At 68.0% G+C, this 21,351-nt stretch carries 22 protein-coding genes; 15 read left to right on the forward strand and 7 right to left on the reverse strand.

The features are described from left to right. Window positions 1–123 precede the first annotated feature (123 nt). A complete protein-coding gene (locus ACNQQL_RS30795; RefSeq protein ID WP_347067961.1) occupies window positions 124–1,425 on the forward strand; it encodes a class I SAM-dependent RNA methyltransferase in 1,302 nt (433 codons plus the stop codon). A gap of 60 nt (window positions 1,426–1,485) precedes the next feature. Here ACNQQL_RS30795 and ACNQQL_RS30800 read toward each other — a convergent pair whose 3' ends face one another. Both ACNQQL_RS30800 and ACNQQL_RS30805 read right to left on the reverse strand, forming a co-directional pair. Continuing rightward, window positions 1,486–1,950 carry an SRPBCC family protein gene (locus ACNQQL_RS30800; protein WP_347067963.1) on the reverse strand — a complete coding sequence of 155 codons (465 nt, stop codon included), beginning with the start codon at window positions 1,948–1,950 and terminating at the stop codon, window positions 1,486–1,488. Further along, window positions 1,943–2,275 (reverse strand): ArsR/SmtB family transcription factor, encoded by a 333-nt coding sequence (locus tag ACNQQL_RS30805; RefSeq protein ID WP_072436302.1) that lies wholly within the window; start codon window positions 2,273–2,275, stop codon window positions 1,943–1,945. The genes ACNQQL_RS30800 and ACNQQL_RS30805 overlap by 8 nt, the downstream gene beginning before the upstream one ends. Window positions 2,276–2,444: 169 nt before the next feature. On the opposite strand from ACNQQL_RS30805, the gene ACNQQL_RS30810 reads away from it, so the two are divergent. Continuing rightward, the gene (locus tag ACNQQL_RS30810) at window positions 2,445–2,849 is read left to right on the forward strand and encodes a VOC family protein (protein WP_072436303.1); all 405 of its coding nucleotides are present in this window, start codon (window positions 2,445–2,447) and stop codon (window positions 2,847–2,849) included. Window positions 2,850–2,922: 73 nt separating this feature from the next. Further along, complete coding sequence (locus ACNQQL_RS30815) at window positions 2,923–3,609, forward strand: helix-turn-helix transcriptional regulator (protein ID WP_034182756.1); 687 nt, start codon at window positions 2,923–2,925, stop codon at window positions 3,607–3,609. Window positions 3,610–3,760: 151 nt separating this feature from the next. Here the strand turns inward: ACNQQL_RS30815 and ACNQQL_RS30820 are convergent, their stop codons facing one another. Genes ACNQQL_RS30820 through ACNQQL_RS30830 form a run of 3 tightly spaced genes read right to left on the reverse strand, consistent with a single transcriptional unit; the run spans window position 3,761 to window position 6,689 of the window. Next, a complete protein-coding gene (locus ACNQQL_RS30820; RefSeq protein WP_347067967.1) occupies window positions 3,761–5,215 on the reverse strand; it encodes an NAD(P)(+) transhydrogenase (Re/Si-specific) subunit beta in 1,455 nt (484 codons plus the stop codon). Further along, window positions 5,212–5,538 (reverse strand): NAD(P) transhydrogenase subunit alpha, encoded by a 327-nt coding sequence (locus ACNQQL_RS30825; protein WP_034182754.1) that lies wholly within the window; start codon window positions 5,536–5,538, stop codon window positions 5,212–5,214. Before ACNQQL_RS30825 ends, ACNQQL_RS30820 begins: the two co-directional genes overlap by 4 nt. 11 nt (window positions 5,539–5,549) lie before the next feature. Beyond that, window positions 5,550–6,689: a Re/Si-specific NAD(P)(+) transhydrogenase subunit alpha gene (locus ACNQQL_RS30830; RefSeq protein WP_034182753.1), complete on the reverse strand. Its 1,140-nt coding sequence runs from the start codon at window positions 6,687–6,689 to the stop codon at window positions 5,550–5,552. Between the two features lie 286 nt (window positions 6,690–6,975). Here ACNQQL_RS30830 and ACNQQL_RS30835 point away from each other — a divergent pair, with 286 nt between their 5' ends. The 3 genes from ACNQQL_RS30835 (at window position 6,976) to ACNQQL_RS30845 (ending at window position 10,368) form a co-directional block, all read left to right on the forward strand. Further along, complete coding sequence (locus ACNQQL_RS30835; RefSeq protein WP_347067972.1) at window positions 6,976–7,485, forward strand: NUDIX hydrolase; 510 nt, start codon at window positions 6,976–6,978, stop codon at window positions 7,483–7,485. Continuing rightward, window positions 7,482–8,630: a tRNA 2-thiouridine(34) synthase MnmA gene (gene mnmA / locus ACNQQL_RS30840; RefSeq protein ID WP_072436306.1), complete on the forward strand. Its 1,149-nt coding sequence runs from the start codon at window positions 7,482–7,484 to the stop codon at window positions 8,628–8,630. The genes ACNQQL_RS30835 and mnmA overlap by 4 nt, the downstream gene beginning before the upstream one ends. 118 nt (window positions 8,631–8,748) lie before the next feature. Beyond that, complete coding sequence (locus tag ACNQQL_RS30845) at window positions 8,749–10,368, forward strand: FMN-binding glutamate synthase family protein (RefSeq protein WP_347067974.1); 1,620 nt, start codon at window positions 8,749–8,751, stop codon at window positions 10,366–10,368. A gap of 118 nt (window positions 10,369–10,486) precedes the next feature. Here ACNQQL_RS30845 and ACNQQL_RS30850 read toward each other — a convergent pair whose 3' ends face one another. After that, a complete protein-coding gene (locus ACNQQL_RS30850) occupies window positions 10,487–11,101 on the reverse strand; it encodes a glutathione S-transferase family protein (protein WP_347067976.1) in 615 nt (204 codons plus the stop codon). A gap of 183 nt (window positions 11,102–11,284) precedes the next feature. Here ACNQQL_RS30850 and ACNQQL_RS30855 point away from each other — a divergent pair, with 183 nt between their 5' ends. From ACNQQL_RS30855 to ACNQQL_RS30895, 9 genes are all read left to right on the forward strand, one after another. Then, window positions 11,285–12,670, forward strand: a complete 1,386-nt coding sequence (locus ACNQQL_RS30855; protein WP_072436309.1) for an aminopeptidase P N-terminal domain-containing protein — start codon at window positions 11,285–11,287, stop codon at window positions 12,668–12,670. 40 nt (window positions 12,671–12,710) lie between these two features. Next, window positions 12,711–13,898 (forward strand): UbiH/UbiF/VisC/COQ6 family ubiquinone biosynthesis hydroxylase, encoded by a 1,188-nt coding sequence (locus ACNQQL_RS30860; RefSeq protein ID WP_347067978.1) that lies wholly within the window; start codon window positions 12,711–12,713, stop codon window positions 13,896–13,898. Between the two features lie 138 nt (window positions 13,899–14,036). After that, the gene (gene dusB / locus ACNQQL_RS30865; protein ID WP_174421738.1) at window positions 14,037–15,104 is read left to right on the forward strand and encodes a tRNA dihydrouridine synthase DusB; all 1,068 of its coding nucleotides are present in this window, start codon (window positions 14,037–14,039) and stop codon (window positions 15,102–15,104) included. Beyond that, entirely contained in the window at window positions 15,101–15,334 is a 234-nt protein-coding gene (locus ACNQQL_RS30870) for a Fis family transcriptional regulator (RefSeq protein ID WP_006476892.1), read from the forward strand. The genes dusB and ACNQQL_RS30870 overlap by 4 nt, the downstream gene beginning before the upstream one ends. Window positions 15,335–15,378: 44 nt before the next feature. Beyond that, on the forward strand, window positions 15,379–16,944 hold the full coding sequence (purH, locus tag ACNQQL_RS30875) for a bifunctional phosphoribosylaminoimidazolecarboxamide formyltransferase/IMP cyclohydrolase (RefSeq protein WP_034182747.1): 1,566 nt from the start codon (window positions 15,379–15,381) through the stop codon (window positions 16,942–16,944). Window positions 16,945–17,093: 149 nt separating this feature from the next. Then, window positions 17,094–17,636, forward strand: coding sequence for a crossover junction endodeoxyribonuclease RuvC (ruvC, locus tag ACNQQL_RS30880; RefSeq protein ID WP_034182746.1), 543 nt, complete (start codon window positions 17,094–17,096; stop codon window positions 17,634–17,636). Between the two features lie 156 nt (window positions 17,637–17,792). Then, window positions 17,793–18,374 carry a Holliday junction branch migration protein RuvA gene (ruvA, locus tag ACNQQL_RS30885; RefSeq protein WP_006401679.1) on the forward strand — a complete coding sequence of 194 codons (582 nt, stop codon included), beginning with the start codon at window positions 17,793–17,795 and terminating at the stop codon, window positions 18,372–18,374. A gap of 108 nt (window positions 18,375–18,482) precedes the next feature. Then, the gene (gene ruvB / locus ACNQQL_RS30890; protein WP_034182744.1) at window positions 18,483–19,553 is read left to right on the forward strand and encodes a Holliday junction branch migration DNA helicase RuvB; all 1,071 of its coding nucleotides are present in this window, start codon (window positions 18,483–18,485) and stop codon (window positions 19,551–19,553) included. A gap of 24 nt (window positions 19,554–19,577) precedes the next feature. Further along, entirely contained in the window at window positions 19,578–20,531 is a 954-nt protein-coding gene (locus ACNQQL_RS30895; RefSeq protein WP_072436311.1) for an oxygenase MpaB family protein, read from the forward strand. A gap of 142 nt (window positions 20,532–20,673) precedes the next feature. Here the strand turns inward: ACNQQL_RS30895 and ACNQQL_RS30900 are convergent, their stop codons facing one another. Continuing rightward, a complete protein-coding gene (locus tag ACNQQL_RS30900) occupies window positions 20,674–21,336 on the reverse strand; it encodes a histidine phosphatase family protein (RefSeq protein ID WP_347067984.1) in 663 nt (220 codons plus the stop codon). Between the last annotated feature and the right edge of the window lie 15 nt (window positions 21,337–21,351).

Raw genomic sequence — 21,351 nt, forward strand, 5'->3', positions numbered from 1 at the left:
CCGCCGCGCCGGCCACCCCGCGCGCGAAAGCGGCCGTCGCGCCCGCGTCTGCCCGCCCAAACGCCGGCCCCGGTCGCCCGCGCCGCGTACAATGGTGGACTTTTGCACGTCCTCACCCGCCTTATGTCCTCGCCCACCCTGTACGAATTCTTCGCCCCCTGCCCGCGCGGCCTCGAAGCGGCGCTTGCCGCCGAGCTGGCCGAAATCGCCGGCCGCCACCTGAACGGCGCGCCGTTCACCGCGGGCGCGCAGGTGCCGGGCGGCGTCCATTTCAGCGGCGGCTGGGCCGCCGGCATGGCCGCGAACCTCCATTCGCGGATCGCGAGCCGGATCCTGCTGAAGATCGCGCACCGCGCGTACCGCAACGAGCAGGATGTCTATGCGCTCGCGCTCGAGCAGCCGTGGGAGCGCTGGTTCGCGGCGACCCAGACGCTGCGCGTCGACATCACCGCGATCAAGTCGCCGCTGAAAAGCCTCGAATTCGCGACGTTGCGCGTGAAGGACGCGATCTGCGACCGGATGCGCGACAAGACCGGCGCCCGCCCGAGCATCGACACGGGTGCGCCGGACGTGCGCGTATTCGCGTTCCTGACGGCCAACGAGTGCACGCTGTACCTCGACACGTCGGGCGAACCGCTGTTCAAGCGCGGCTGGCGTCTCGACAAGGGCGCGGCGCCGCTGCGCGAGAACCTCGCGGCCGGCATCCTGCGCCTGACGGGCTGGACGCCCGGCACGGCGCTGTACGACCCGATGTGCGGCAGCGGCACGTTCCTCGCGGAAGCCGCGCAGATTGCGCTCGGCGTGGCGCCCGGCGTCGAACGCCGGTTCGGCTTCGAAAAGCTCAAGCAGTACGACATCACCGCGTGGCAGGGCCTGAAGGTCCCGGCGCTGGATGCGAAGCGCGCGGCGCGCGGCAAGCGCGGCGACGCACTCGGCGTGTACGGCAGCGACATTTCCGGCGACATGCTCGAGAAGGCGCGCGCGAACCTCGAGCGCGCTGGCGTGCCGTCGGTGTGGCTCAAGCAGGTCGACGCCCGCGGGATGACGCCGCCGTGCGACGGGCCGGGCATCATTCTCGCGAACCCGCCGTACGGCGAGCGGATCGAAGTGCGCGGCCGCAGCGCGCGCGGCGAGGTGCGCGAGACGGGCCGCAACCGCGGCAACGACGATGCGTTCCGCCGCACGCACACCGACGCGCCGGACAGCGAGTTCTTCAACGCGCTCGGCGATGCGCTGAAGCAGCGCTTCACGGGCTGGCAGGCGTTCCTGCTGACGTCCGACCGTTCGCTGCCGGGCCAGTTGCGGCTGCGCGAATCGGCGAAGACGCCGCTGTTCAACGGCGCGCTCGAATGCCGGCTGTTCCGCTTCGACCTGATCGCCGGCAGCATCAAGGCGCGCCCGGCCGCACCGGAAGGCGACGCGTAAGCGACACCGTCGCGCGGGGCCGACATCGCGGCGCCCGCGCGCTCCTCCCGCCGGCGCGAGTCAGTGCTTCGACTTCGACCAGCGCCCCATCGTGAACGGCAGTGCGTGCCCCGTCTCGAGCAGCGTCTTCAGGCTCGACAGCACGACCGGCCACCCGCCGCGGATCCCGCGATCCATCTCCGAACCGGCCACGAGCCCGTCGTGCGTGACGGTCAGCTTCACGACGCCCTCGTGCGGCTCGACGAGATAGGTCACGCGCGACTCCTCGCCGTCTCCCGACGGCGTACGCCACGTGACGACCAGCCGGTGCGGCGGATCGTTCTCGACCACTTCGCCGACGATGTCGACACGCGATGGATCGTCGTAGTCCTGATGTTCCCATCTCGAGCCCGGCCGCCAGTCGGGCGACGCGTTGCGATGCCGTACCCAGTAGTCCTTCGTCAGCTCGGCGTTGGTCAGTGCGTCGAACACGCGCTCGGGCGTCGCCGCGATGAAGGTCACGTACACAAAGGCGGGATTACCCATCGTCGTCTCCTGTGCCGCGGGCCGCTTCCAGCCCGCGCTTGAGATCCGCCAGCGCCTGCAGGCGCTGACGCTCGAACTTGCCGATCCAGCGTTCCGCGATGTCGTGGATCGGCACCGGATTCAGGTAATGCAGCTTCTCCCTGCCGCGCCATGCGGTCGCGACGAGGTTCGCGGCCTCGAGCAGCGCGAGATGCTTGCTCACGGCCTGCCGGCTCATCGCCAGTCCGTCGCACAGCCCGGACAGGGTCTGGCCGCTTTTCGCATGCAGCAGGTCGAGCAACTGACGGCGCGTGGCATCGGCCAGCGCCTTGAAAACGAGGTCCATGCCGCTCCCGGGTCGATGGTCTTATTATGCAACCAAATAGTTGCATGTCAAGGATGACAACTCTACTGACAATACGGTGTCAGCAGGCCGCGATCACACTGCAATCCCGGCGCAATGCAACGCTGGTTTCCACACAGAACCCGAATAACAACGCAACAAGGAGTTCGTCATGACGTCCGCAACTGCCACCGCAACCCTGGAACGCGCAATCGCATGGTTCGACATTCCATCCCTCGATTTCGACCGCGCGATCCGCTTTTACGAAACCGTGCTGCAAACCACGCTGCAGCGCGAAGTCATCGGCGGCGTGCCGATGGCGATGTTCGATCACGAGGCGTCGAGCACGGGCGGCAGCATCGTGTTCGATCCGCAGCAGATGAAGCCCAGCGCGAACGGCGTGCTCGTCTACCTGAACGCCGGCGACTCGGTCGTCGCGGCGCTCGAGCGCGCGAAGCGCGCGGGCGGCGTCGTGCAGGGCTCGGTCGTCGAGCTGCCGAACAACTACGGCTACATCGGCTACCTGATCGATACCGAAGGCAACCGCGTCGGCCTGCACGCGCCGAAATGCCATTGAGCGCATCGGCCATCGGGGCGGTGCGGCGCTATCATCGCGAAGTCCCCTTAGCCGTTGGAATCGAGGTGCTGCCATGACACGCCGTGCCGACCGCCTGTTCCAGATCGCCGAGCTGTTGCGCGGGCGCCGTCTCACGACCGCGCAGCAGTTGGCCGACTGGCTGTCGGTGTCGCCGCGCACGGTCTATCGCGACGTGCGCGACCTGCAACTGTCAGGGGTGCCGATCGAAGGCGAAGCCGGCATCGGCTACCGGCTGAACCGCAACGCAAGCCTGCCGCCGCTCACGTTCACGGCCGAGGAGCTCGCGGCGCTTGCCACCGGCGCGCGCATGCTCGAGACCTGGGGCGGTGCGCGCTTCGCGAGCGGCGCCCGCTCGGCGCTTGCGAAGATCGCGTCGGCGATGCCGGCCGACAAGCGCACGGCGCTCGACCGCCTGCCCGTGTTCGCGCCGTCGTTCCACATCGACGAGACGTTTTGCGCGAAGGTCGACGCGATCCACCAGGCCATCGACACGCGCCACATCGTCAGCTTCGGCTACCGCGACCGGCTCGGCGCGCATTCGCAACGCCGCGTGTGGCCGCTCGGGCTCGTCTACTGGGGCGGGCGCTGGACGATCGGCGCGTGGTGCGAGCTGCGCGACGATTTCCGCACCTTCGACATCGCGCGGATGGGCGACATCACCGTGCACGAGCAGTTTCCGGACATGGAAGGGCGGCGGATCGCCGACTACATGCGGATCGCGGAAGCGCCGATGCGCTGATGCGATCCGGCGATCGTGCGCGACGCGATCGCCGCGCGCATCGCGAACCTCGTCGCGCCATGAAAAAGGCCCGGCCGGCTTGCGCCGGTCGGGCCCGTCCGGGCGGGCCGCCCGCGCATTGAAGCAGGCGCCCGCATTGCCGGTGCGTGCGTTACTCGACGGCCTTCACCATGTCCTCGATGACCTTCTTCGCATCGCCGAAGACCATCATCGTCTTGTCCATGTAGAAGAGATCGTTGTCGAGGCCCGCGTAGCCGGCCGCCATCGAACGCTTGTTGACGATCACCGTGCGCGCCTTGTACGCCTCGATGATCGGCATCCCCGCGATCGGCGATTTCGGATCGTTCTTCGCGGCCGGGTTCACCACGTCGTTCGCGCCGAGCACCAGCACCACGTCGGCCTGGCCCAACTCGCCGTTGATGTCCTCCATCTCGAACACGATGTCGTACGGCACTTCCGCTTCCGCGAGCAGCACGTTCATGTGCCCCGGCATCCGCCCGGCAACCGGATGGATCGCATAGCGCACGTCGACGCCGTTCTCGATCAGCTTGTCGGTCAGTTCCTTCAGCGCGTGCTGCGCACGGGCGACGGCCAGCCCGTAGCCCGGCACGATCACGACCGATTCCGCGTTGCCGAGCGTGAACGCCGCGTCGTCGGCCGACCCCGACTTCACCGGGCGCTGTTCCTGCGCGCCCGCCGCGCCGCCGGCCGCCGCCTCGCCGCCGAAGCCGCCGAGGATCACGTTGAAGAACGAGCGGTTCATCGCGTGGCACATGATGTACGACAGGATCGCACCCGACGAACCGACCAGCGAGCCGGCGATGATCAGCATCGCGTTGTTCAGCGAGAAGCCGATGCCGGCCGCAGCCCACCCTGAGTACGAGTTCAGCATCGACACGACCACCGGCATGTCCGCGCCGCCGATCGGGATGATGATCAGCACGCCGAGCACGAACGCGATCGCCGTCATGATGATGAACGGCAGCCACGCCTGCGTGATGACGAACAGGATGCCGAAGCCGAGCATCGCGATCGCAAGCATCAGGTTGATCAGGTGCTGGCCCGCATACACGACCGGCGCGCCCTGGAACAGCCGGAACTTGTACTTGCCCGACAGCTTGCCGAACGCGATCACCGACCCGGAGAACGTGATCGCGCCGACGAACGTGCCGATGAACAGCTCGACGCGGTTGCCGTACGGGATGAAGTTCGACGCGACGGCGTCCTGCGGCACGAGCCCGAACGCTTCCGGCTCCGACACCACCGCATATGCGATGCACACGGCCGCGAGACCGATCAGCGAGTGCATCGCCGCGACGAGCTCCGGCATCTTCGTCATCTCGACGCGCGCGGCGACGAACGCACCGACACCGCCGCCGACGACCAGCGCGCCGAGCACCAGCGCGATGCCGAGCGGCAGGTTCGCGCCGAGCCAGGCCGCCTGCTTGACGATCAGCGCGACCGTCGTGAGGATCGCGATGGCCATCCCGACCATCCCGAACAGGTTGCCGCGCCGCGCGCTTTTCGGGTTCGACAGGCCCTTCAGCGCCTGGATGAAGCACACCGATGCGACGAGGTACAGCAGGGTAACGACGTTCATGCTCATCGCGCGCCCTCCTTGCCGCCCTCGACACGCTTGGGCTCCTTCTTGCGGAACATCTCGAGCATTCGCCTCGTCACGAGAAAACCGCCGAATACGTTGACGGCCGCGAGCGCGACCGCGAGCGTGCCGAAGAACTTGCCGGTCACGCCGACGGTGAGCGCCGCCGCGAGCATCGCGCCGACGATCACGATCGCCGAGATCGCGTTGGTCACGGCCATCAGCGGCGTATGCAGCGCCGGCGTGACGTTCCAGACGACGTGGTAGCCGACGTACACCGCCAGCACGAAGATGATCACGTTGATCACCGTGTGATTGATGACTTCCATGGTCTCCCCCGTTATTTGCGCGTGACTTCACCGTCGCGGCACAACAGCGTCGCGGCGACGATGTCGTCGGTCAGGTCGATGTTCAGCGTGCCTTCCTTCGTGACGATCAGCTTCATGAAGTCGAGCAGGTTGCGTGCGTACAGCGCCGACGCGTCCGACGCGACCATCGATGCGAGGTTCGTGTAGCCGGCGATCGTCACGCCGTTGTGCACGATCACCTGGTCGGCGACCGTCAGCGGGCAGTTGCCGCTCTTCCTGCCGTCGAATTCCGGGCCGCGACCGGCCGCGAGATCGACGAGCACCGAGCCCGGCTTCATCGACTGCGCGGTTTCGACCGAGATCAGCGTCGGCGCCGGGCGCCCGGGAATCAGCGCGGTGGTGATCACGATGTCGGCCTGCTTCGCGCGCTCGTGCACGAGCGCGGCCTGGCGGCCGAGCCACGATGGCGGCATCGGGCGCGCATAACCGCCGACACCCTGCGCGGCCTCGCGCTCTTCGTCGGTTTCGAACGGGACGTCGAGGAATTTCGCGCCGAGCGACTCGATCTGCTCCTTCACGGCCGGCCGCACGTCGGAAGCCTCGATCACGGCGCCCAGCCGCTTCGCGGTCGCGATCGCCTGCAGGCCCGCGACGCCCGCGCCGAGAATCAGCACGCGCGCGGCCTTCACGGTGCCCGCGGCCGTCATCAGCATCGGGAAGAAGCGCGGATACAGCGCCGCGGCGACGAGCACGGCCTTGTAGCCCGCGATGTTCGCCTGCGACGACAGCACGTCGAGACTCTGCGCACGCGTCGTGCGCGGTGCGGCTTCGAGCGCGAAGCCCGTCACGCCGGCCGCGGCCAGTTTCGCCGCCTGCTCGCCGTTGAACGGCTCGAGCATGCCGACCAGCACGGAGCCGCGCTTCAGCGATGGCAGTTCCGCGTCGGTGGGCGCCTGGACCTTCAACACGATGTCGGCATCAAAAGCAGCCGACTGGTCGGTCAATTCGGCACCGGCGGCCGCATAGGCTTGGTCGGGATAACTGGCTGCGACGCCGGCCCCTTTCGCGATACTGACGCGATGGCCGGCAGCCGCGTATTTCTTCACGGTTTCCGGCGTCGCGGCCACACGCGCCTCGTTCGCCCGCGTTTCAGCAGGCACTCCAATATGCATCGTCAGTTCCTCCAGTCATTGTCAGTATTTCTTTTCTTGCGATTTTTACTGCACAACGAGCCGGACAGGCTGACTTACCGGCTCACGGGCAACGGCATTCACGCTGCACTTTAACCGAAAGCGACGGTCGCGCCAGCACATTCCGCACGATCGTGCTCGAATGCGACATTAACTCGGCTCGTAGCGCCACGCATCGGCAGGACGGCCGATTTGCGAGGGTCGGATTCGCCTATCCTCAGATCAGACGCCGGGCAGCGTTCGGGCGCAACCGGTAAAATGCCGAACCATGAAACCCGAAATCTGGACCCCGCATGTGACGGTCGCCGCGCTCGTCGAGCACGCCGGCCGCTTTCTCGTGATCGAGGAAGAAACCTCGACGGGCCTGCGCATCAACCAGCCGGCCGGCCATCTCGAAGCAGGCGAAACGCTGGCCGACGCCGTGATCCGCGAGACGCTCGAGGAAACCGCGCACCCGTTCACGCCCGACGCGCTCGTCGGCGTCTATCTCGCGCACTACGACCGCCCCGGCACCGCCGGCGCGACCTACCTGCGCTTCACGTTCTGCGGCACGGCCCGCGAGCCGGTCGCGGGCCACGTGCTCGACGACGGCATCGTCCGCACGCTGTGGATGACGGCCGACGAACTGCGCGCGTGCAGCGTGCGCCACCGCTCGCCCGCGGTGATGCGCTGCGTCGACGACTATCTCGCCGGGCGGCGCATTCCGCTCGATTTCGTGCACACGCATTCGGTCGCACCGCGCCCCGAAGCATTCGAACGTCAGGCGGTCAACAAATGAGCAAGCGCCGTGTAGTGGTGGGCATGTCGGGCGGCGTCGATTCGTCGGTGACCGCGTGGCTGCTGAAGGAACAGGGCTACGACGTGGTCGGCCTGTTCATGAAGAACTGGGAAGACGACGACGACGGCGAATACTGCTCGACGCGCCAGGACTGGATCGACGTCGTGTCGGTGGCCGACCTGATCGGCATCGACGTGGAAGCCGTCAACTTCGCGGCGGAATACAAGGACCGCGTGTTCGCCGAGTTCCTGCGCGAATACTCGGCCGGCCGCACGCCGAACCCCGACGTGCTGTGCAACGCCGAGATCAAGTTCAAGGCGTTCCTCGATCACGCGATGTCGCTCGACGCCGAAATGATCGCGACCGGCCACTATGCACGCGTGCGCGAGCGCGACGGGCGTTTCGAACTGCTGAAGGCGTTCGATCATACGAAAGACCAGTCGTACTTCCTGCACCGGCTGAACCAGGCGCAACTGTCGAAGACGATGTTCCCGCTCGGCGAGATCCCGAAGACCAAGGTGCGCGAGATCGCCGCGCAGATCGGGCTGCCGAACGCGAAGAAGAAGGATTCGACCGGCATCTGCTTCATCGGCGAACGGCCGTTCCGTGATTTCCTGAACCGCTACCTGCCGACGAAACCGGGCCCGATGAAGACGCCCGACGGCAAGGTCGTCGGCGAGCACATCGGCCTCGCGTTCTACACGTTCGGCCAGCGCAAGGGCATCGGCCTCGGCGGCAGCAAGAGCGGCAGCGGCGAGCCGTGGTTCGTCGCCGCGAAGGACATCGCGTCGAACACGCTGTATGTCGTGCAGGGCCACGATCATCCGTGGCTGCTGTCGCGGCAGCTCGTCGCCGGCAACGTGAGCTGGGTCGCCGGCGAGCCGCCGGCGGAAGGCTTCGCGTGCGGCGCGAAGACGCGCTACCGGCAGGCCGATGCCGCGTGCACGTTCGCGCATGCCGGCGGCGAGCGCTTCTCGCTCGCGTTCGACGACGCGCAATGGGCCGTCACGCCCGGCCAGTCGGCCGTGCTGTACGACGGCGAGATCTGTCTCGGCGGCGGCATCATCGAGTTCGCGGCAACCGGCCAGCCCGGCCAGGCAGCGCCCGCGGAAGGCCACGCACCGGCGCTCGCCGAAGCACGCTGACACCTATTCGGTTTAGACTTGCGGCACGCCGCGCCCGGCGGAACACGATTCCACCGCGGCCGGCGTGCCGCCGCGCAGCGTACGCATGGCGGCATTTCAAGATTCTTACGGAGTCCCCATGCTTTCACGACGCTATCTGGCGATGTGGTGTGCCGTCCTGCTGCTCGCCGCGACGGCCGCGCTCGCGTCGATCCACGCACTCTCCTGGCTGTGGATCCTGATCCCCGCCGCCCTCGTCGCGCTCGGCCTGTACGACCTGAAGCAGGACCGTCACGCGATCCTGCGCAACTACCCGCTCTGGGGCCACTTCCGCTTCCTGTTCGAGTTCATCCGCCCCGAGATCCGCCAGTACTTCGTCGAGGACGACACCGACGAGAAACCGTTCTCGCGCGCGCAGCGCAGCCTCGTCTACCAGCGCGCGAAGAACGTCGCCGACAATCGCCCGTACGGCACCGAGCTGAACGTGAAGGCCGTCGCGCACGAATGGATCAGCCACTCGCTCGCGCCGACCAAGCTGCCGAACCACGATTTCCGCATCCGCGTCGGCGCGAATCGCGCGCAACCGTACGACATCTCGATCTTCAACATCTCGGCAATGAGCTTCGGCTCGCTGTCCGCGAACGCGATCCGCTCGCTGAACCTCGGCGCGAAGAAAGGCGGGTTCGCACACGACACCGGCGAAGGCTCGCTGTCGAAGTACCACCGCGAGAACGGCGGCGACATCATCTGGGAAATCGCGTCGGGCTACTTCGGCTGCCGCAACGACGACGGCACGTTCAACCCCGACAAGTTCGCGAAGCAGGCCGCCGATCCGCAGGTCAAGATGATCGAGGTGAAGCTGTCGCAGGGCGCGAAGCCCGGCCACGGTGGCGTGCTGCCGGCCGCGAAGATCACGCCGGAGATCGCCGAGACGCGCGGCGTGCCGATGGGCAAGGACTGCATCTCGCCCGCGACGCACTCCGAATTCTCGACGCCGCGCGGGCTGCTCGAATTCGTCGAACGGCTGCGCACGCTGTCGGGCGGCAAGCCGACCGGCTTCAAGCTGTGCGTCGGCCATCCGTGGGAGTTCTTCGGGATCGCGAAGGCGATGGTCGAGACCGGCATCGTGCCAGACTTCATCGTCGTCGACGGCGCGGAAGGCGGCACGGGCGCGGCGCCGCTCGAATTCACCGACCACGTCGGCGTACCGCTGCAGGAAGGGCTGCTGCTCGTGCACAACACGCTCGTCGGGATCGGCGTGCGCGACCGCGTGAAGATCGGCGCGAGCGGCAAGATCATCACCGCGTTCGACGTCGCGCGCACGCTCGCGATCGGCGCGGACTGGGTGAACTCCGCGCGCGGCTTCATGTTCGCGGTCGGCTGCATCCAGGCGCAGACCTGCCACACGGGCCGCTGCCCGACCGGCGTCGCGACGCAGGACCCGGTGCGCCAGCGCGCGCTCGTCGTGCCCGACAAGGCCGACCGCGTGTACAACTTCCACCGCAATACGCTGCACGCGCTGCAGGAACTGGTGCAGGCGGCCGGCCTCGCGCATCCGTCCGAGCTGCGCGCGCATCACATCGTGCAGCGCATCGCGCCGCACGAGGTCCGGCTGATGTCGCAGTTGCTGAAGTACCTGAAGCCCGGCGCGCTGCTCGACGGCAACCATTGCGGCTTCTCGCTGTACGACAAGTGGTGGCCGATTGCGCGCAGCGATTCGTTCACGCTCGGCGAGGCCGTGTACGCGTCGATCGAATGAGGCTCGCGACCGCCCCGCTGCCGGGCGGCCCGGCAAAAAGAAAAGCGCCCTGCGGGGCGCTTTTCTTTCGTCTGCCGAATGTGTGGCTGCGTGGCGTGACTGCGTGACCGGCAGCAGCTCAGTTCTGCGGCAGCGTGTCGGCGAACGACTGCCGCTGCAGCAGCTTCACGAAGTGCTTGTCGAGGTTCGGGTGGCGATCGCGCCAGTTGACCTCGGGCATCCGGAAGTCGAGATAGCCGAGCGCGCAGCCGAGCGCGATGTCGGCCAGCGAGTAATGATTACCGACGCACCACGTCTTGCCGCCGAGACCCTGCGACATCGCGACGAGACCGTCGTCGATCTTGCGCTGCTGGCGCGCGATCCAGCTCGCGCTGCGCTGCACCTCGTCGCGCATCGTGTGTTCGAGACGAATCGCGACCGCCGCGTCGAGCACGCCGTCGCCCAGTGCTTCCCAGCAGCGCACTTCGACGCGCTCGCGGCCCGACTGCGGAATCAGCTTGCCGACCGGCGACAGCGTATCGACGTATTCGCAGATCACGCGGGAATCGAACACCGCGGCACCATCTTCCATCACGAGGCACGGGACCTTGCCGAGCGGATTCGATGCATGAATATCCGTCTCCGGCGCCCACACGTTCTCGAGCTCCAGCTTGTAGTCGATCTTCTTTTCAGCGAGCACGATCCGCGCCTTTCGGACGTACGGGCTGCTGAGCGAACCGATTAATTTCATCATCTGCCTTTTTAAGGGAACCGCCGAGAGTATACGTTGTCGCCGATCATAACCGGCCAGCGTCGCGCGGTAGAAAATCGCCCGGCCGGCCTGTGGATGGTTTGCAACAGCCGCCGCCGCGGCCCTTCCGGCGCGGCTTCCCGCCCCTCTCTCACGCGCCGCGTCCCGCGGCGCTACAATCGCACGATGAATGCGCCCCACGATACCGCCATCGCCGTCGACGTCTACCGCCAGCGCCGTGAACGCGTGCTTGCCGCACTGCGCGCCGCCGGCGGCGGCGTCGCCATCGTCCCCACCGCGCCGGAACTGCTGCGCAACCGCGATACGGCCTACCCGTACCGGTACGACAGCTACTTCCACTACCTGACGGGCTTCACCGAACCGGATGCCGTGCTCGTGCTGAACGCGGCCGCGCCGCACGGCGCGCCGGAGTCGATCCTGTTCTGCCGCGGCAAGAACGTCGATCGCGAGATCTGGGAAGGCTTCCACTACGGGCCCGAAGCCGCGCGCGATGCGTTCGGCTTCGACGCGGCGTTCGCGGTCGACGTGATCGACACCGAGATGCCGCGCCTGCTCGCCGATGCGGGCACCGTGCACTACCGGTTCGGCGCGTCGGCCGATTTCGACCGGCAGCTCGCGGGCTGGCTCGACGCGGTGCGCGCGCTCGCGCGCTCGGGCGTCGCCGCGCCGGACGCGATGCTCGACCTCACGCCGCTCGTCGACGACATGCGGCTCGTGAAGGACGAGCACGAACTCGCGATCATGATGCGCGCCGCGCACATCTCCGCGCTCGCGCACCGCCGCGCGATGCAGGCGTGCCGCCCCGGCATCCGCGAATACGAACTCGAGGCCGAGCTGCTGTATACGTTCCGCAAGCACGGCGCGCAGGCGCCCGCATATGGCTCGATCGTCGCGGCCGGCGCGAACGCGTGCGTGCTGCACTACCCGGCCGGCAACGCGGCCGCGCAGGACGGCGACCTGATCCTGATCGACGCCGCGTGCGAACTCGACGGCTACGCATCGGACATCACGCGCACGTTCCCGGCCAACGGGCGCTTCTCGCCCGCGCAGCGCGCGCTGTACGACATCGTGCTCGCCGCGCAGCAGGCCGCGATCGATGCGACGCGCGCGGGCGTGCCGTTCGAGGCGCCGCACGATGCGGCCGTGCGCGTGCTCGCGCAGGGGCTGCTCGATACCGGCATCATCCCGAAAGCGCGCTTCTCGAACGTCGACGACGTGATCGCCGAGCGCGCGTACACGCGCTTCTACATGCACCGCACGGGCCACTGGATCGGCATGGACGTGCATGACTGCGGCGACTACCGCGAGCGGCTCGCCGAGCGCGACGGCAACGGCGCGCTGCCGTGGCGCACGCTGAAGCCCGGCATGACGCTGACGGTCGAGCCCGGCCTGTATGTGCGCGCAGCCGACGACGTGCCGCCCGAGTACTGGAACATCGGCATCCGCATCGAGGACGACGCAATCGTGCGCGAGCACGGCTGCGAGCTGATCACGCGCGGCGTGCCTGTCGACGCCGCCGAGATCGAAGCGCTGATGCGCGCGGGCGCATGACCGGCCGCTGCCGACCGTTACCTCCGTTTCACGAATCAAGATGACGACCGCTTCCTCCCCGGCCACACCGGATTACGACCTCGCCATCGTCGGCGCGGGCCCCGTCGGGCTCGCGCTCGCCGGCTGGCTCGCGCGCCGCAGCGCAACGCAGCACGCGTCGATCGCGCTGATCGATGCGCGCGAACCGGCCGCGAGCGCGAACGACCCGCGCGCGATCGCTGTCTCGCACGGCAGCCGCGTGCTGCTCGACACGCTCGCGTGGCCTGCCGACGCAACGCCGATCGAACATATCCATGTATCGCAACGCGGCCATTTCGGCCGCACGCTGATCGATCGCGACGAGCACGACCTCGCCGCACTCGGTTATGTCGCGCGCTACGGCTCGCTCGTGCAGGCGCTCGCGGACGCCGTGCGCGGCACACGCGTCGACTGGCTCACGTCGACCACCGCGCGCGCGCCGCAGCAGGACGCCGACGGCGTCACGCTGACGCTCGACGGCCCGCAGGGCGAGCGCACGCTGCGCGCGCGCATCGTCATCAACGCCGAAGGCGGGCTGTTCCACGAACAGCACGCCGACGCCGGCAAGCATCGCCGCGACTACGGGCAGACCGCGCTCGTCGGCACGGTCACGGTATCGGCGCCGCGCCCGAACGTCGCATGGGAACGCTTCACGCACGAAGGCCCGCTCGCGCTGCTGCCGCTCGGCGGGCCGCGCCAGGCCGACTACGCGCTCGTCTGGTGCTGCACGCCCGACGAAGCGGCACGCCGCGCGGCGCTGCCCGATGACGCGTTCCTGCGCGAGCTCGGCAGCGCGTTCGGCGAACGCATGGGCCAGTTCGTCGCGATCGCGGGCCGCACATCGTTCCCGCTCGGGCTGAACGCCGCGCAGACACTCGTCAGCGGCCGCGTCGCGATCGTCGGCAATGCCGCGCAAACCCTGCACCCCGTCGCGGGCCAGGGGCTCAACCTCGGGCTGCGCGATGCGCATACGCTCGTCGACGCGCTGTCCGCACAAGGCTTCGATGCGACCGCACTTGCGACCTTCAACGCACGCCGCGCGCTCGACCGGCGCTTCACGATCGGCGCGACCGACACGTTGGCGCGCCTGTTTACAATCGACGCGGGCCCGCTCCCGCTGCTGCGCGGCGCCGCGCTCACCGCGCTCGAATTCGTGCCGCCGCTCAAGAAGGCGATCGCGCGCCAGATGATGTTCGGCCAGCGCAACTGACGGGCGGGCGTACCGTGCGGCGCGCCCGGCCGGTCCGCACAAACCGGGTCAAATCGGCGGGGCATGGGAATACGGTAAAATGCGCGTTTTCCCTCCGCCCTTTTCATGCCCGCGCCGGTCGCGGGCGGTGCCATTGCGATGCCCGTTATCGGCTCTCACGTATTGCGTAACAACCTGTTCGTCGCCCCGATGGCCGGGGTGACGGATCGTCCGTTCCGCCAGCTGTGCAAGCGGCTGGGGGCCGGTTACGCCGTGTCCGAGATGGTCGCGTCCAACGCGCAGCTGTGGAAAAGCGCGAAGACGATGCGGCGCGCGAACCACGAAGGCGAAGTGGAGCCGATCGCGGTTCAGATCGCCGGCGCCGATCCGGCGATGATGGCCGAAGCGGCCCGCTACAACGTCGACAACGGCGCGCAGATCATCGACATCAACATGGGCTGCCCGGCGAAGAAGGTCTGCAACGTCGCGGCCGGTTCCGCGCTGCTGCAGAACGAGCCGCTCGTGCAGCGGATCGTCGAGGCCGTCGTCGCGGCGGTCGGCACGGGGCCCGATGCGGTGCCCGTCACGCTGAAGATCCGCACCGGCTGGGATCGCGAGCACAAGAACGCGATCACGGTCGCGCGCCTGGCCGAAGCAGCCGGCATCTCGATGCTCACCGTGCATGGCCGCACGCGCGCCGACCTGTACCGCGGCGACGCGGAATACGACACCATCGCGGCCGTGAAGGCGGCCGTGCGGATTCCGGTCGTCGCGAACGGCGACATCACGTCGCCCGCAAAAGCGAAGGCCGTGCTCGATGCAACGGGCGCCGACGCATTGATGATCGGTCGTGCCGCGCAAGGACGGCCGTGGCTGTTCCGCGAAATCGATCATTTCCTGCAAACCGGCGAGCTGCTGCCCCCGCCGTTGATCGACGAGATCCAGCACGTGATGAACGAACACCTGGAAGACCACTACGCTTTCTATGGTGAATTCACGGGAGTCCGTACTGCGCGCAAGCACATCGGCTGGTACACTCGCGGCCTTTCCGGTGCCAACGGGTTCCGGCACAGGATGAACACGCTCGATTCCTCCCGCGAGCAGCTCGCCGCCGTCAATGCATTCTTCGAGGCGCAAAAAGCGCTGTCGGACCATCTCGTCTACGTCGATGACGAAGAGGAAAACGGCCAGGGCGAGTCGGACGACCATAACCAGTTAGCAGCATGAGCAAGCACAACATCGAACAATGTGTCCGCGAGAGCCTGGACGTGTATTTCCGGGATCTAGACGGCTCCAATCCGCACGACGTCTATGAAATGGTGATGTCCTGCGTCGAAAAGCCGATGCTCGAGGTCGTGCTCGTACAGGCAGGCGGCAACCAGTCGCTCGCCGCCGAGTACCTCGGCATCAATCGCAATACGCTGCGCAAGAAGCTGCAGCAGCACGGCCTACTGTAGTCGGCCGTCCCGTCCCCGTTTCCCTGGCTATTGGTGGTTCCATCATGATCAAGCAAGCGCTCATTTCCGTTTCCGACAAGACCGGCATCGTCGACTTCGCGAAGTCGCTGTCCGACCTCGGCGTCAAGCTGCTGTCGACGGGCGGCACCGCGAAACTGCTCGCCGACGCGGGCCTGCCCGTTACCGAAGTGGCCGACTACACGGGCTTTCCGGAAATGCTCGATGGGCGCGTGAAGACGCTGCACCCGAAGGTGCACGGCGGCATCCTCGCGCGCCGCGACCTGCCCGAGCACATGCAGGCGCTGGAACAGCACGGCATCCCGACGATCGACCTGCTCGTCGTGAACCTGTATCCGTTCGTCGCGACGATCGCGAAGGACGACTGCACGCTCGCCGACGCGATCGAGAACATCGACATCGGCGGCCCGACGATGCTGCGCTCCGCCGCGAAGAACCACCGCGACGTGACGGTCGTCGTCGATCCGGCCGATTACGCGGTCGTGCTCGATGAAATGAAGGCGAACGGCAACACGGTCGGCTACCCGACCAACTTCCGCCTCGCGACGAAGGTGTTCGCGCACACCGCGCAATACGACGGCGCGATCACGAACTACCTGACGAGCCTGACCGACGAGCTGAAGCACGCGTCGCGCAATGCGTACCCGGCGACGCTGAACATGGCGTTCGACAAGGTGCAGGACCTGCGCTACGGCGAAAACCCGCACCAGAGCGCGGCGTTCTACCGCGATATCTCGACGCCGGCCGGCGCGCTCGCGAACTACCGCCAGCTGCAGGGCAAGGAACTGTCGTACAACAACATCGCGGATTCGGACGCGGCGTGGGAATGCGTGAAGACGTTCGACGCGCCGGCCTGCGTGATCATCAAGCATGCGAACCCGTGCGGCGTCGCGGTCGGCAACGACTCGGCCGACGCGTACGCGAAGGCGTTCCAGACCGACCCGACCTCCGCGTTCGGCGGCATCATCGCGTTCAACCGCGAAGTCGACGAAGCGGCCGCGCAGGCTGTTGCGAAGCAGTTCGTCGAAGTGCTGATCGCGCCGTCGTTCTCCGACGCCGCGAAGCAGGTGTTCGCCGCGAAGCAGAACGTGCGCCTGCTCGAAATCGCACTCGGCGACGGTCATAACGCATTCGACCTGAAGCGCGTGGGCGGCGGCCTGCTCGTGCAGTCGCTCGATTCGAAGAACGTGCAGCCGCACGAGCTGCGCGTGGTCACGAAGCGCCACCCGACGCCGAAGGAAATGGACGACCTGCTGTTCGCGTGGCGCGTCGCGAAGTACGTGAAGTCGAACGCGATCGTGTTCTGCGGCAACGGCATGACGCTCGGCGTCGGCGCAGGCCAGATGAGCCGCGTCGATTCCGCGCGCATCGCGAGCATCAAGGCGCAGAACGCGGGCCTGACGCTGGCCGGTTCGGCCGTCGCGTCGGATGCGTTCTTCCCGTTCCGCGACGGCCTCGACGTCGTCGTGGCGGCCGGCGCGACCTGCGTGATCCAGCCGGGCGGCTCGGTGCGCGACGACGAAGTGATCGCGGCAGCCGACGAGCACAACATCGCGATGATCCTGACGGGCGTGCGCCACTTCCGTCACTGATCGCACGCGGCCCGCGCGGCCGTAGTACGGAAACCCGGCGGCGTCGCACCCGCCGGGTTTTTTATTGCGCGGCGCCGTCGCGCGACTGTGCGACCGGCTCGCCGCACCATTCGTTGTAGTATCGCTGCATCACGCCTCTCTCCTCACTCATGCGAATTCTCGGCATCGACCCCGGCCTGCGCGTCACCGGCTTCGGCGTCATCGACGTCAGCGGCCACCGGCTCGCCTATGTCACGAGCGGCGTGATCCGCACGCCGACGGCCGATCTGGCCACCCGGCTCGGCACGATCTTCCAGGGCGTGTCGACGATCGTGCGCGAACATGCGCCCGACCAGGCCGCAATCGAAAAGGTGTTCGTCAACGTGAACCCGCAGTCGACGCTGCTGCTCGGCCAGGCACGCGGCGCCGCGATCTGCGGCCTCGTCGCGGGCGGGCTGCCGGTCGCCGAATACACGGCGCTGCAGCTCAAGCAAGCCGTGGTGGGCTACGGCCGCGCGACCAAGACGCAGATGCAGGAAATGGTCACGCGGCTGCTCAACCTCTCCGGACAACCGGGCTCCGATGCGGCCGACGCGCTCGGCATGGCGATCTGCCATGCGCACGGCGGCAACACGCTCAGCACGCTCGGCGGCCTTGCGCCGGCGCTCGCGAAGAAAGGGCTGCGCGTGCGGCGCGGGCGGCTGGTCGGCTGATGCCGGCGCGCGCCATCGCCCGGCACACCGGACCGACTGTCTTGCCCGTGCGCGGCGCACACGCGACACGCACCGCATCGGCCTGACGGCCAAGCCCATCGGCATTGCGCCGCGCGTGCGATACACTCGCGCTTTCTTCCTCGCATCCCGCCATCCATGATCGGTCGCATCGCCGGCATCCTGCTCGAAAAGAACCCGCCTCACCTGCTCGTCGACTGCAACGGCGTCGGCTACGAAATCGACGTGCCGATGAGCACCTTCTACAACCTGCCGCAGACGGGCGAGCGCGTCGTGCTGCTCACGCAGCAGATCGTCCGCGAGGACGCGCACCTGCTGTACGGCTTCCTGACACCGCAGGAGCGCACGACCTTCCGCGAGCTGCTGAAGATCACCGGCATCGGCGCGCGCATGGCGCTCGCCGTGCTGTCCGGCATGAGCGTGCAGGAGCTCGCGCAGGCCGTGACGATGCAGGACGCCGCACGCCTCACGCGCCTGCCCGGCATCGGCAAGAAGACGGCCGAGCGCCTGCTGCTCGAGCTGAAGGGCAAGCTCGGCGCCGACCTCGGCGCGCTCGCCGGCGCCGCGTCGGCATCCGACCATGCGACCGACATCCTCAACGCGCTGCTCGCGCTCGGCTACTCCGAAAAGGAGGGCCTCGCCGCGATCAAGAACGTGCCGGCCGGCACCGGCGTGTCCGAAGGCATCAAGCTCGCGCTGAAGGCGCTGTCGAAGGCGTAACGCCCGCGAGAACCGACTGTCGGACGCAGTGTCGCGCCGCCGCGCGGCGCGCGCCAGTCGGCCGTCCGGCCAGTTCGGACCGCGAGCGGCGCGCGGTACAATGGCCGCATGATTGAAACCGACAAACTCGCCACCGAGCAGCGGATCATCGCCGCCACGCCCACCTCGTCGCACGAGGAGGTGTTCGAACGCGCGCTGCGGCCGCGCCAGCTCGACGACTACGTCGGCCAGGAAAAGGTGCGCGGCCAGCTCGAGATCTTCATCGAAGCCGCCAAGCGCCGCTCCGAGCCGCTCGACCACGTGCTGCTGTTCGGGCCGCCGGGTCTCGGCAAGACCACGCTCGCGCACATCATCGCGCGCGAGATGGGCGTGAACCTGCGGCAGACGTCGGGCCCCGTGCTCGAGCGCGCGGGCGATCTCGCCGCACTGCTGACGAACCTCGAAGCGAACGACGTGCTGTTCATCGACGAGATCCACCGGCTGTCGCCGGTCGTCGAGGAAATCCTGTATCCGGCACTCGAGGATTACCAGATCGACATCATGATCGGCGAAGGTCCGGCCGCGCGCAGCGTGAAGCTCGACCTGCAGCCGTTCACGCTGGTCGGTGCGACCACCCGCGCGGGGATGCTGACCAACCCGCTGCGCGACCGTTTCGGGATCGTCTCGCGCCTCGAGTTCTACGACGCCGATCAACTGTCGCGCATCGTGCGGCGCTCGGCGTCGCTGCTGAACGCGCAGATCGATCCGAACGGCGCACTGGAAATCGCGAAGCGCTCGCGCGGCACGCCGCGGATCGCGAACCGGCTGCTGCGCCGCGTGCGCGACTTCGCGGAAGTGAAGGCCGACGGCCAGATCACCGCGGCGGTGGCCGATGCCGCGCTCGCGATGCTCGACGTCGATCCGGTCGGCTTCGACCTGATGGACCGCAAGCTGCTCGAAGCGATCCTGTACAAGTTCGACGGCGGCCCGGTCGGCATCGACAACCTGGCAGCCGCGATCGGCGAGGAACGCGACACGATCGAGGACGTGCTCGAGCCGTACCTGATCCAGCAGGGCTTCCTGCAGCGCACGCCGCGCGGGCGTGTCGCGACGCTGCTCACATATCGCCACTTCGGGCTCTCCGCGCCCGACGCCGGCAGCACCGAACGCGGCATGTGGGATACGCCCGCCGGGAAGTAACCGGCCGCCCGAGCCACGCCAGCCATGACGACGCCGCCTAGCCGCCACCCCGCCGCACCCGCACCGGGCCCGCGCTGGGCCGAGCCGATCCGCAAGCGCCTCGTGGCCGGCATCACGCACCTGACCGCGGGCGGCGGCGGCCCGACGCTCGATCTCTCTTCGCCGCCCGGCGATCCCGGGCTGTTTGGCCCCGACGCCGTCTGCTGGCGCGTGCATGCCGACTTCACGTCGATGATGACGGGCGGCATCGCCGCGCTGCTGCTGCAGGCGCTCCATCCGCTCGCGCTCGCGGGCGTCTGGGATCACTCGTCGTTTCGCACCGACATCCTCGGCCGCTTGCGGCGCACCGCCACGTTCATCACCGGCACGACGTTCGGCAGTCGCGCGGACGCGCTCGCACTGATCGAGCGCGTGAAAACGATCCACTCGCGCGTATCGGGTACCGCGCCCGACGGTCGGCCGTACCGCGCCGACGATCCTGCGTTGCTGACCTGGGTGCATATCGCGGAAGTATCGAGCTTCCTCGCCGCGCATCTGTGCTACGTGAATCCGGCGCTGTCGGGAGAATTGCAGGACCGCTATTACGCCGAAACGGCGTTGGTCGCCGAACTGCTCGGCGCGCACGAGGTGCCCCGTTCGCGCGCCGAGGTCGCCGCGTATCTCGCGCGCATGCAGCCCGAACTCGAGGCCGGGCCGCATACCTTCGACGTGATGGCCATCCTGCTGAATGTCCCGGTCGCGAAGCCCGCGCTGCGGCCGGCCGCGTCGCTGATGATGCATGCCGGGATCGACCTGCTGCCGCCGTGGGCGCAGCGCATGCTCCGCGTGTCGACGTTCGCGCCGTTGCGGCGCGCGGTGGTCCGGCCCGGCGTACGGGCCGTCGCACCCGTGCTGCGCTGGGCGCTCGTCAACGGCGCGTCGAAGCGTGCGCGCCGTCGCGCGACCGCGCCCCCGCCCGACGGCGCACCTTCCGCCTGACGATTCGCCTCTTCAGATCATTTCAATTTACCGTCGAATATCTGTGCAAGCTGACGGGCTTGCACCGGCGCACGGTCGCACGTGCTGCCCGTTCCGCCCTTCAGGGGAATCCCGGCCGGCCATGCCGGGCGACCCCGCGTGCTCAGAGCACCTTGCGATAGCCGTCGTCGTCGCTGCCGGCGTCCAGGTGCGACACGTCGGCCCACTGCACGACCTGCGCGCGGCCATCCACGTAATCGACGACGTTGATGCTCGTATTGAGCAGTTGGTAATTGCGCGGCGCCGACAGCTCGAGACCGTTCGCAAAACGGTACACGCAATCGAGCACGCCGCCATGCGCGACGCATGCGATCCGGCCTCCCGGATGCGCGGCGACGATCGGCTCGAGCGCATGCAGCACGCGGTGATAGAACGCGCGCTGCGACTCGCCGCCCTCCGGCGCGAAGCCCGGATCGCGCGTCTGCCAGGCCGCATACGCGTCCGGAAACAGCGCCTCGATCTCGGTGCTGTCGTGCCCCTGGAATGCGCCGTACGAACGCTCGCGCAACCCGTCCCGCAACTGCAGCGGCAGCCCGAGCGAATCGGCAAAGGGTTGCGCGGTCTGCTGCGCGCGCATCAGGTCGCTCGAATAAACCGCGTCGAGCCGCGCACCCTCGCGCGCCTCTCGCTCGAGCCGCGCGGCCAGTCGCTGCGCCTGCGCGAGCCCCGAATCGGCCAGCGGGATGTCGATATGCCCCTGGATGCGCTTGATGCGGTTCCAGGCCGTCTCGCCATGGCGGATGAAAAGAATCTGCGTGGCGGCCATCGCGGCGCGTCTCCG

Origin of the sequence: Burkholderia sp. LFS061 (assembly GCF_047978125.1) — a bacterium.
GTDB classification, from domain to species: domain Bacteria; phylum Pseudomonadota; class Gammaproteobacteria; order Burkholderiales; family Burkholderiaceae; genus Burkholderia; species Burkholderia pyrrocinia_C.

What these genes read in the sequence shown, in the direction of transcription:
- ACNQQL_RS30795 (WP_347067961.1), top strand. Translation starts at nt 124, where the DNA reads ATGTCCTCGCCCACCCTGTACGAATTCTTCGCCCCCTGCCCGCGCGGC.
- ACNQQL_RS30800 (WP_347067963.1), bottom strand. Translation starts at nt 1,950, where the DNA reads ATGGGTAATCCCGCCTTTGTGTACGTGACCTTCATCGCGGCGACGCCC.
- ACNQQL_RS30805 (WP_072436302.1), bottom strand. Translation starts at nt 2,275, where the DNA reads ATGGACCTCGTTTTCAAGGCGCTGGCCGATGCCACGCGCCGTCAGTTG.
- ACNQQL_RS30810 (WP_072436303.1), top strand. Translation starts at nt 2,445, where the DNA reads ATGACGTCCGCAACTGCCACCGCAACCCTGGAACGCGCAATCGCATGG.
- ACNQQL_RS30815 (WP_034182756.1), top strand. Translation starts at nt 2,923, where the DNA reads ATGACACGCCGTGCCGACCGCCTGTTCCAGATCGCCGAGCTGTTGCGC.
- ACNQQL_RS30820 (WP_347067967.1), bottom strand. Translation starts at nt 5,215, where the DNA reads ATGAGCATGAACGTCGTTACCCTGCTGTACCTCGTCGCATCGGTGTGC.
- ACNQQL_RS30825 (WP_034182754.1), bottom strand. Translation starts at nt 5,538, where the DNA reads ATGGAAGTCATCAATCACACGGTGATCAACGTGATCATCTTCGTGCTG.
- ACNQQL_RS30830 (WP_034182753.1), bottom strand. Translation starts at nt 6,689, where the DNA reads ATGCATATTGGAGTGCCTGCTGAAACGCGGGCGAACGAGGCGCGTGTG.
- ACNQQL_RS30835 (WP_347067972.1), top strand. Translation starts at nt 6,976, where the DNA reads ATGAAACCCGAAATCTGGACCCCGCATGTGACGGTCGCCGCGCTCGTC.
- mnmA (WP_072436306.1), top strand. Translation starts at nt 7,482, where the DNA reads ATGAGCAAGCGCCGTGTAGTGGTGGGCATGTCGGGCGGCGTCGATTCG.
- ACNQQL_RS30845 (WP_347067974.1), top strand. Translation starts at nt 8,749, where the DNA reads ATGCTTTCACGACGCTATCTGGCGATGTGGTGTGCCGTCCTGCTGCTC.
- ACNQQL_RS30850 (WP_347067976.1), bottom strand. Translation starts at nt 11,101, where the DNA reads ATGATGAAATTAATCGGTTCGCTCAGCAGCCCGTACGTCCGAAAGGCG.
- ACNQQL_RS30855 (WP_072436309.1), top strand. Translation starts at nt 11,285, where the DNA reads ATGAATGCGCCCCACGATACCGCCATCGCCGTCGACGTCTACCGCCAG.
- ACNQQL_RS30860 (WP_347067978.1), top strand. Translation starts at nt 12,711, where the DNA reads ATGACGACCGCTTCCTCCCCGGCCACACCGGATTACGACCTCGCCATC.
- dusB (WP_174421738.1), top strand. Translation starts at nt 14,037, where the DNA reads ATGCCCGTTATCGGCTCTCACGTATTGCGTAACAACCTGTTCGTCGCC.
- ACNQQL_RS30870 (WP_006476892.1), top strand. Translation starts at nt 15,101, where the DNA reads ATGAGCAAGCACAACATCGAACAATGTGTCCGCGAGAGCCTGGACGTG.
- purH (WP_034182747.1), top strand. Translation starts at nt 15,379, where the DNA reads ATGATCAAGCAAGCGCTCATTTCCGTTTCCGACAAGACCGGCATCGTC.
- ruvC (WP_034182746.1), top strand. Translation starts at nt 17,094, where the DNA reads ATGCGAATTCTCGGCATCGACCCCGGCCTGCGCGTCACCGGCTTCGGC.
- ruvA (WP_006401679.1), top strand. Translation starts at nt 17,793, where the DNA reads ATGATCGGTCGCATCGCCGGCATCCTGCTCGAAAAGAACCCGCCTCAC.
- ruvB (WP_034182744.1), top strand. Translation starts at nt 18,483, where the DNA reads ATGATTGAAACCGACAAACTCGCCACCGAGCAGCGGATCATCGCCGCC.
- ACNQQL_RS30895 (WP_072436311.1), top strand. Translation starts at nt 19,578, where the DNA reads ATGACGACGCCGCCTAGCCGCCACCCCGCCGCACCCGCACCGGGCCCG.
- ACNQQL_RS30900 (WP_347067984.1), bottom strand. Translation starts at nt 21,336, where the DNA reads ATGGCCGCCACGCAGATTCTTTTCATCCGCCATGGCGAGACGGCCTGG.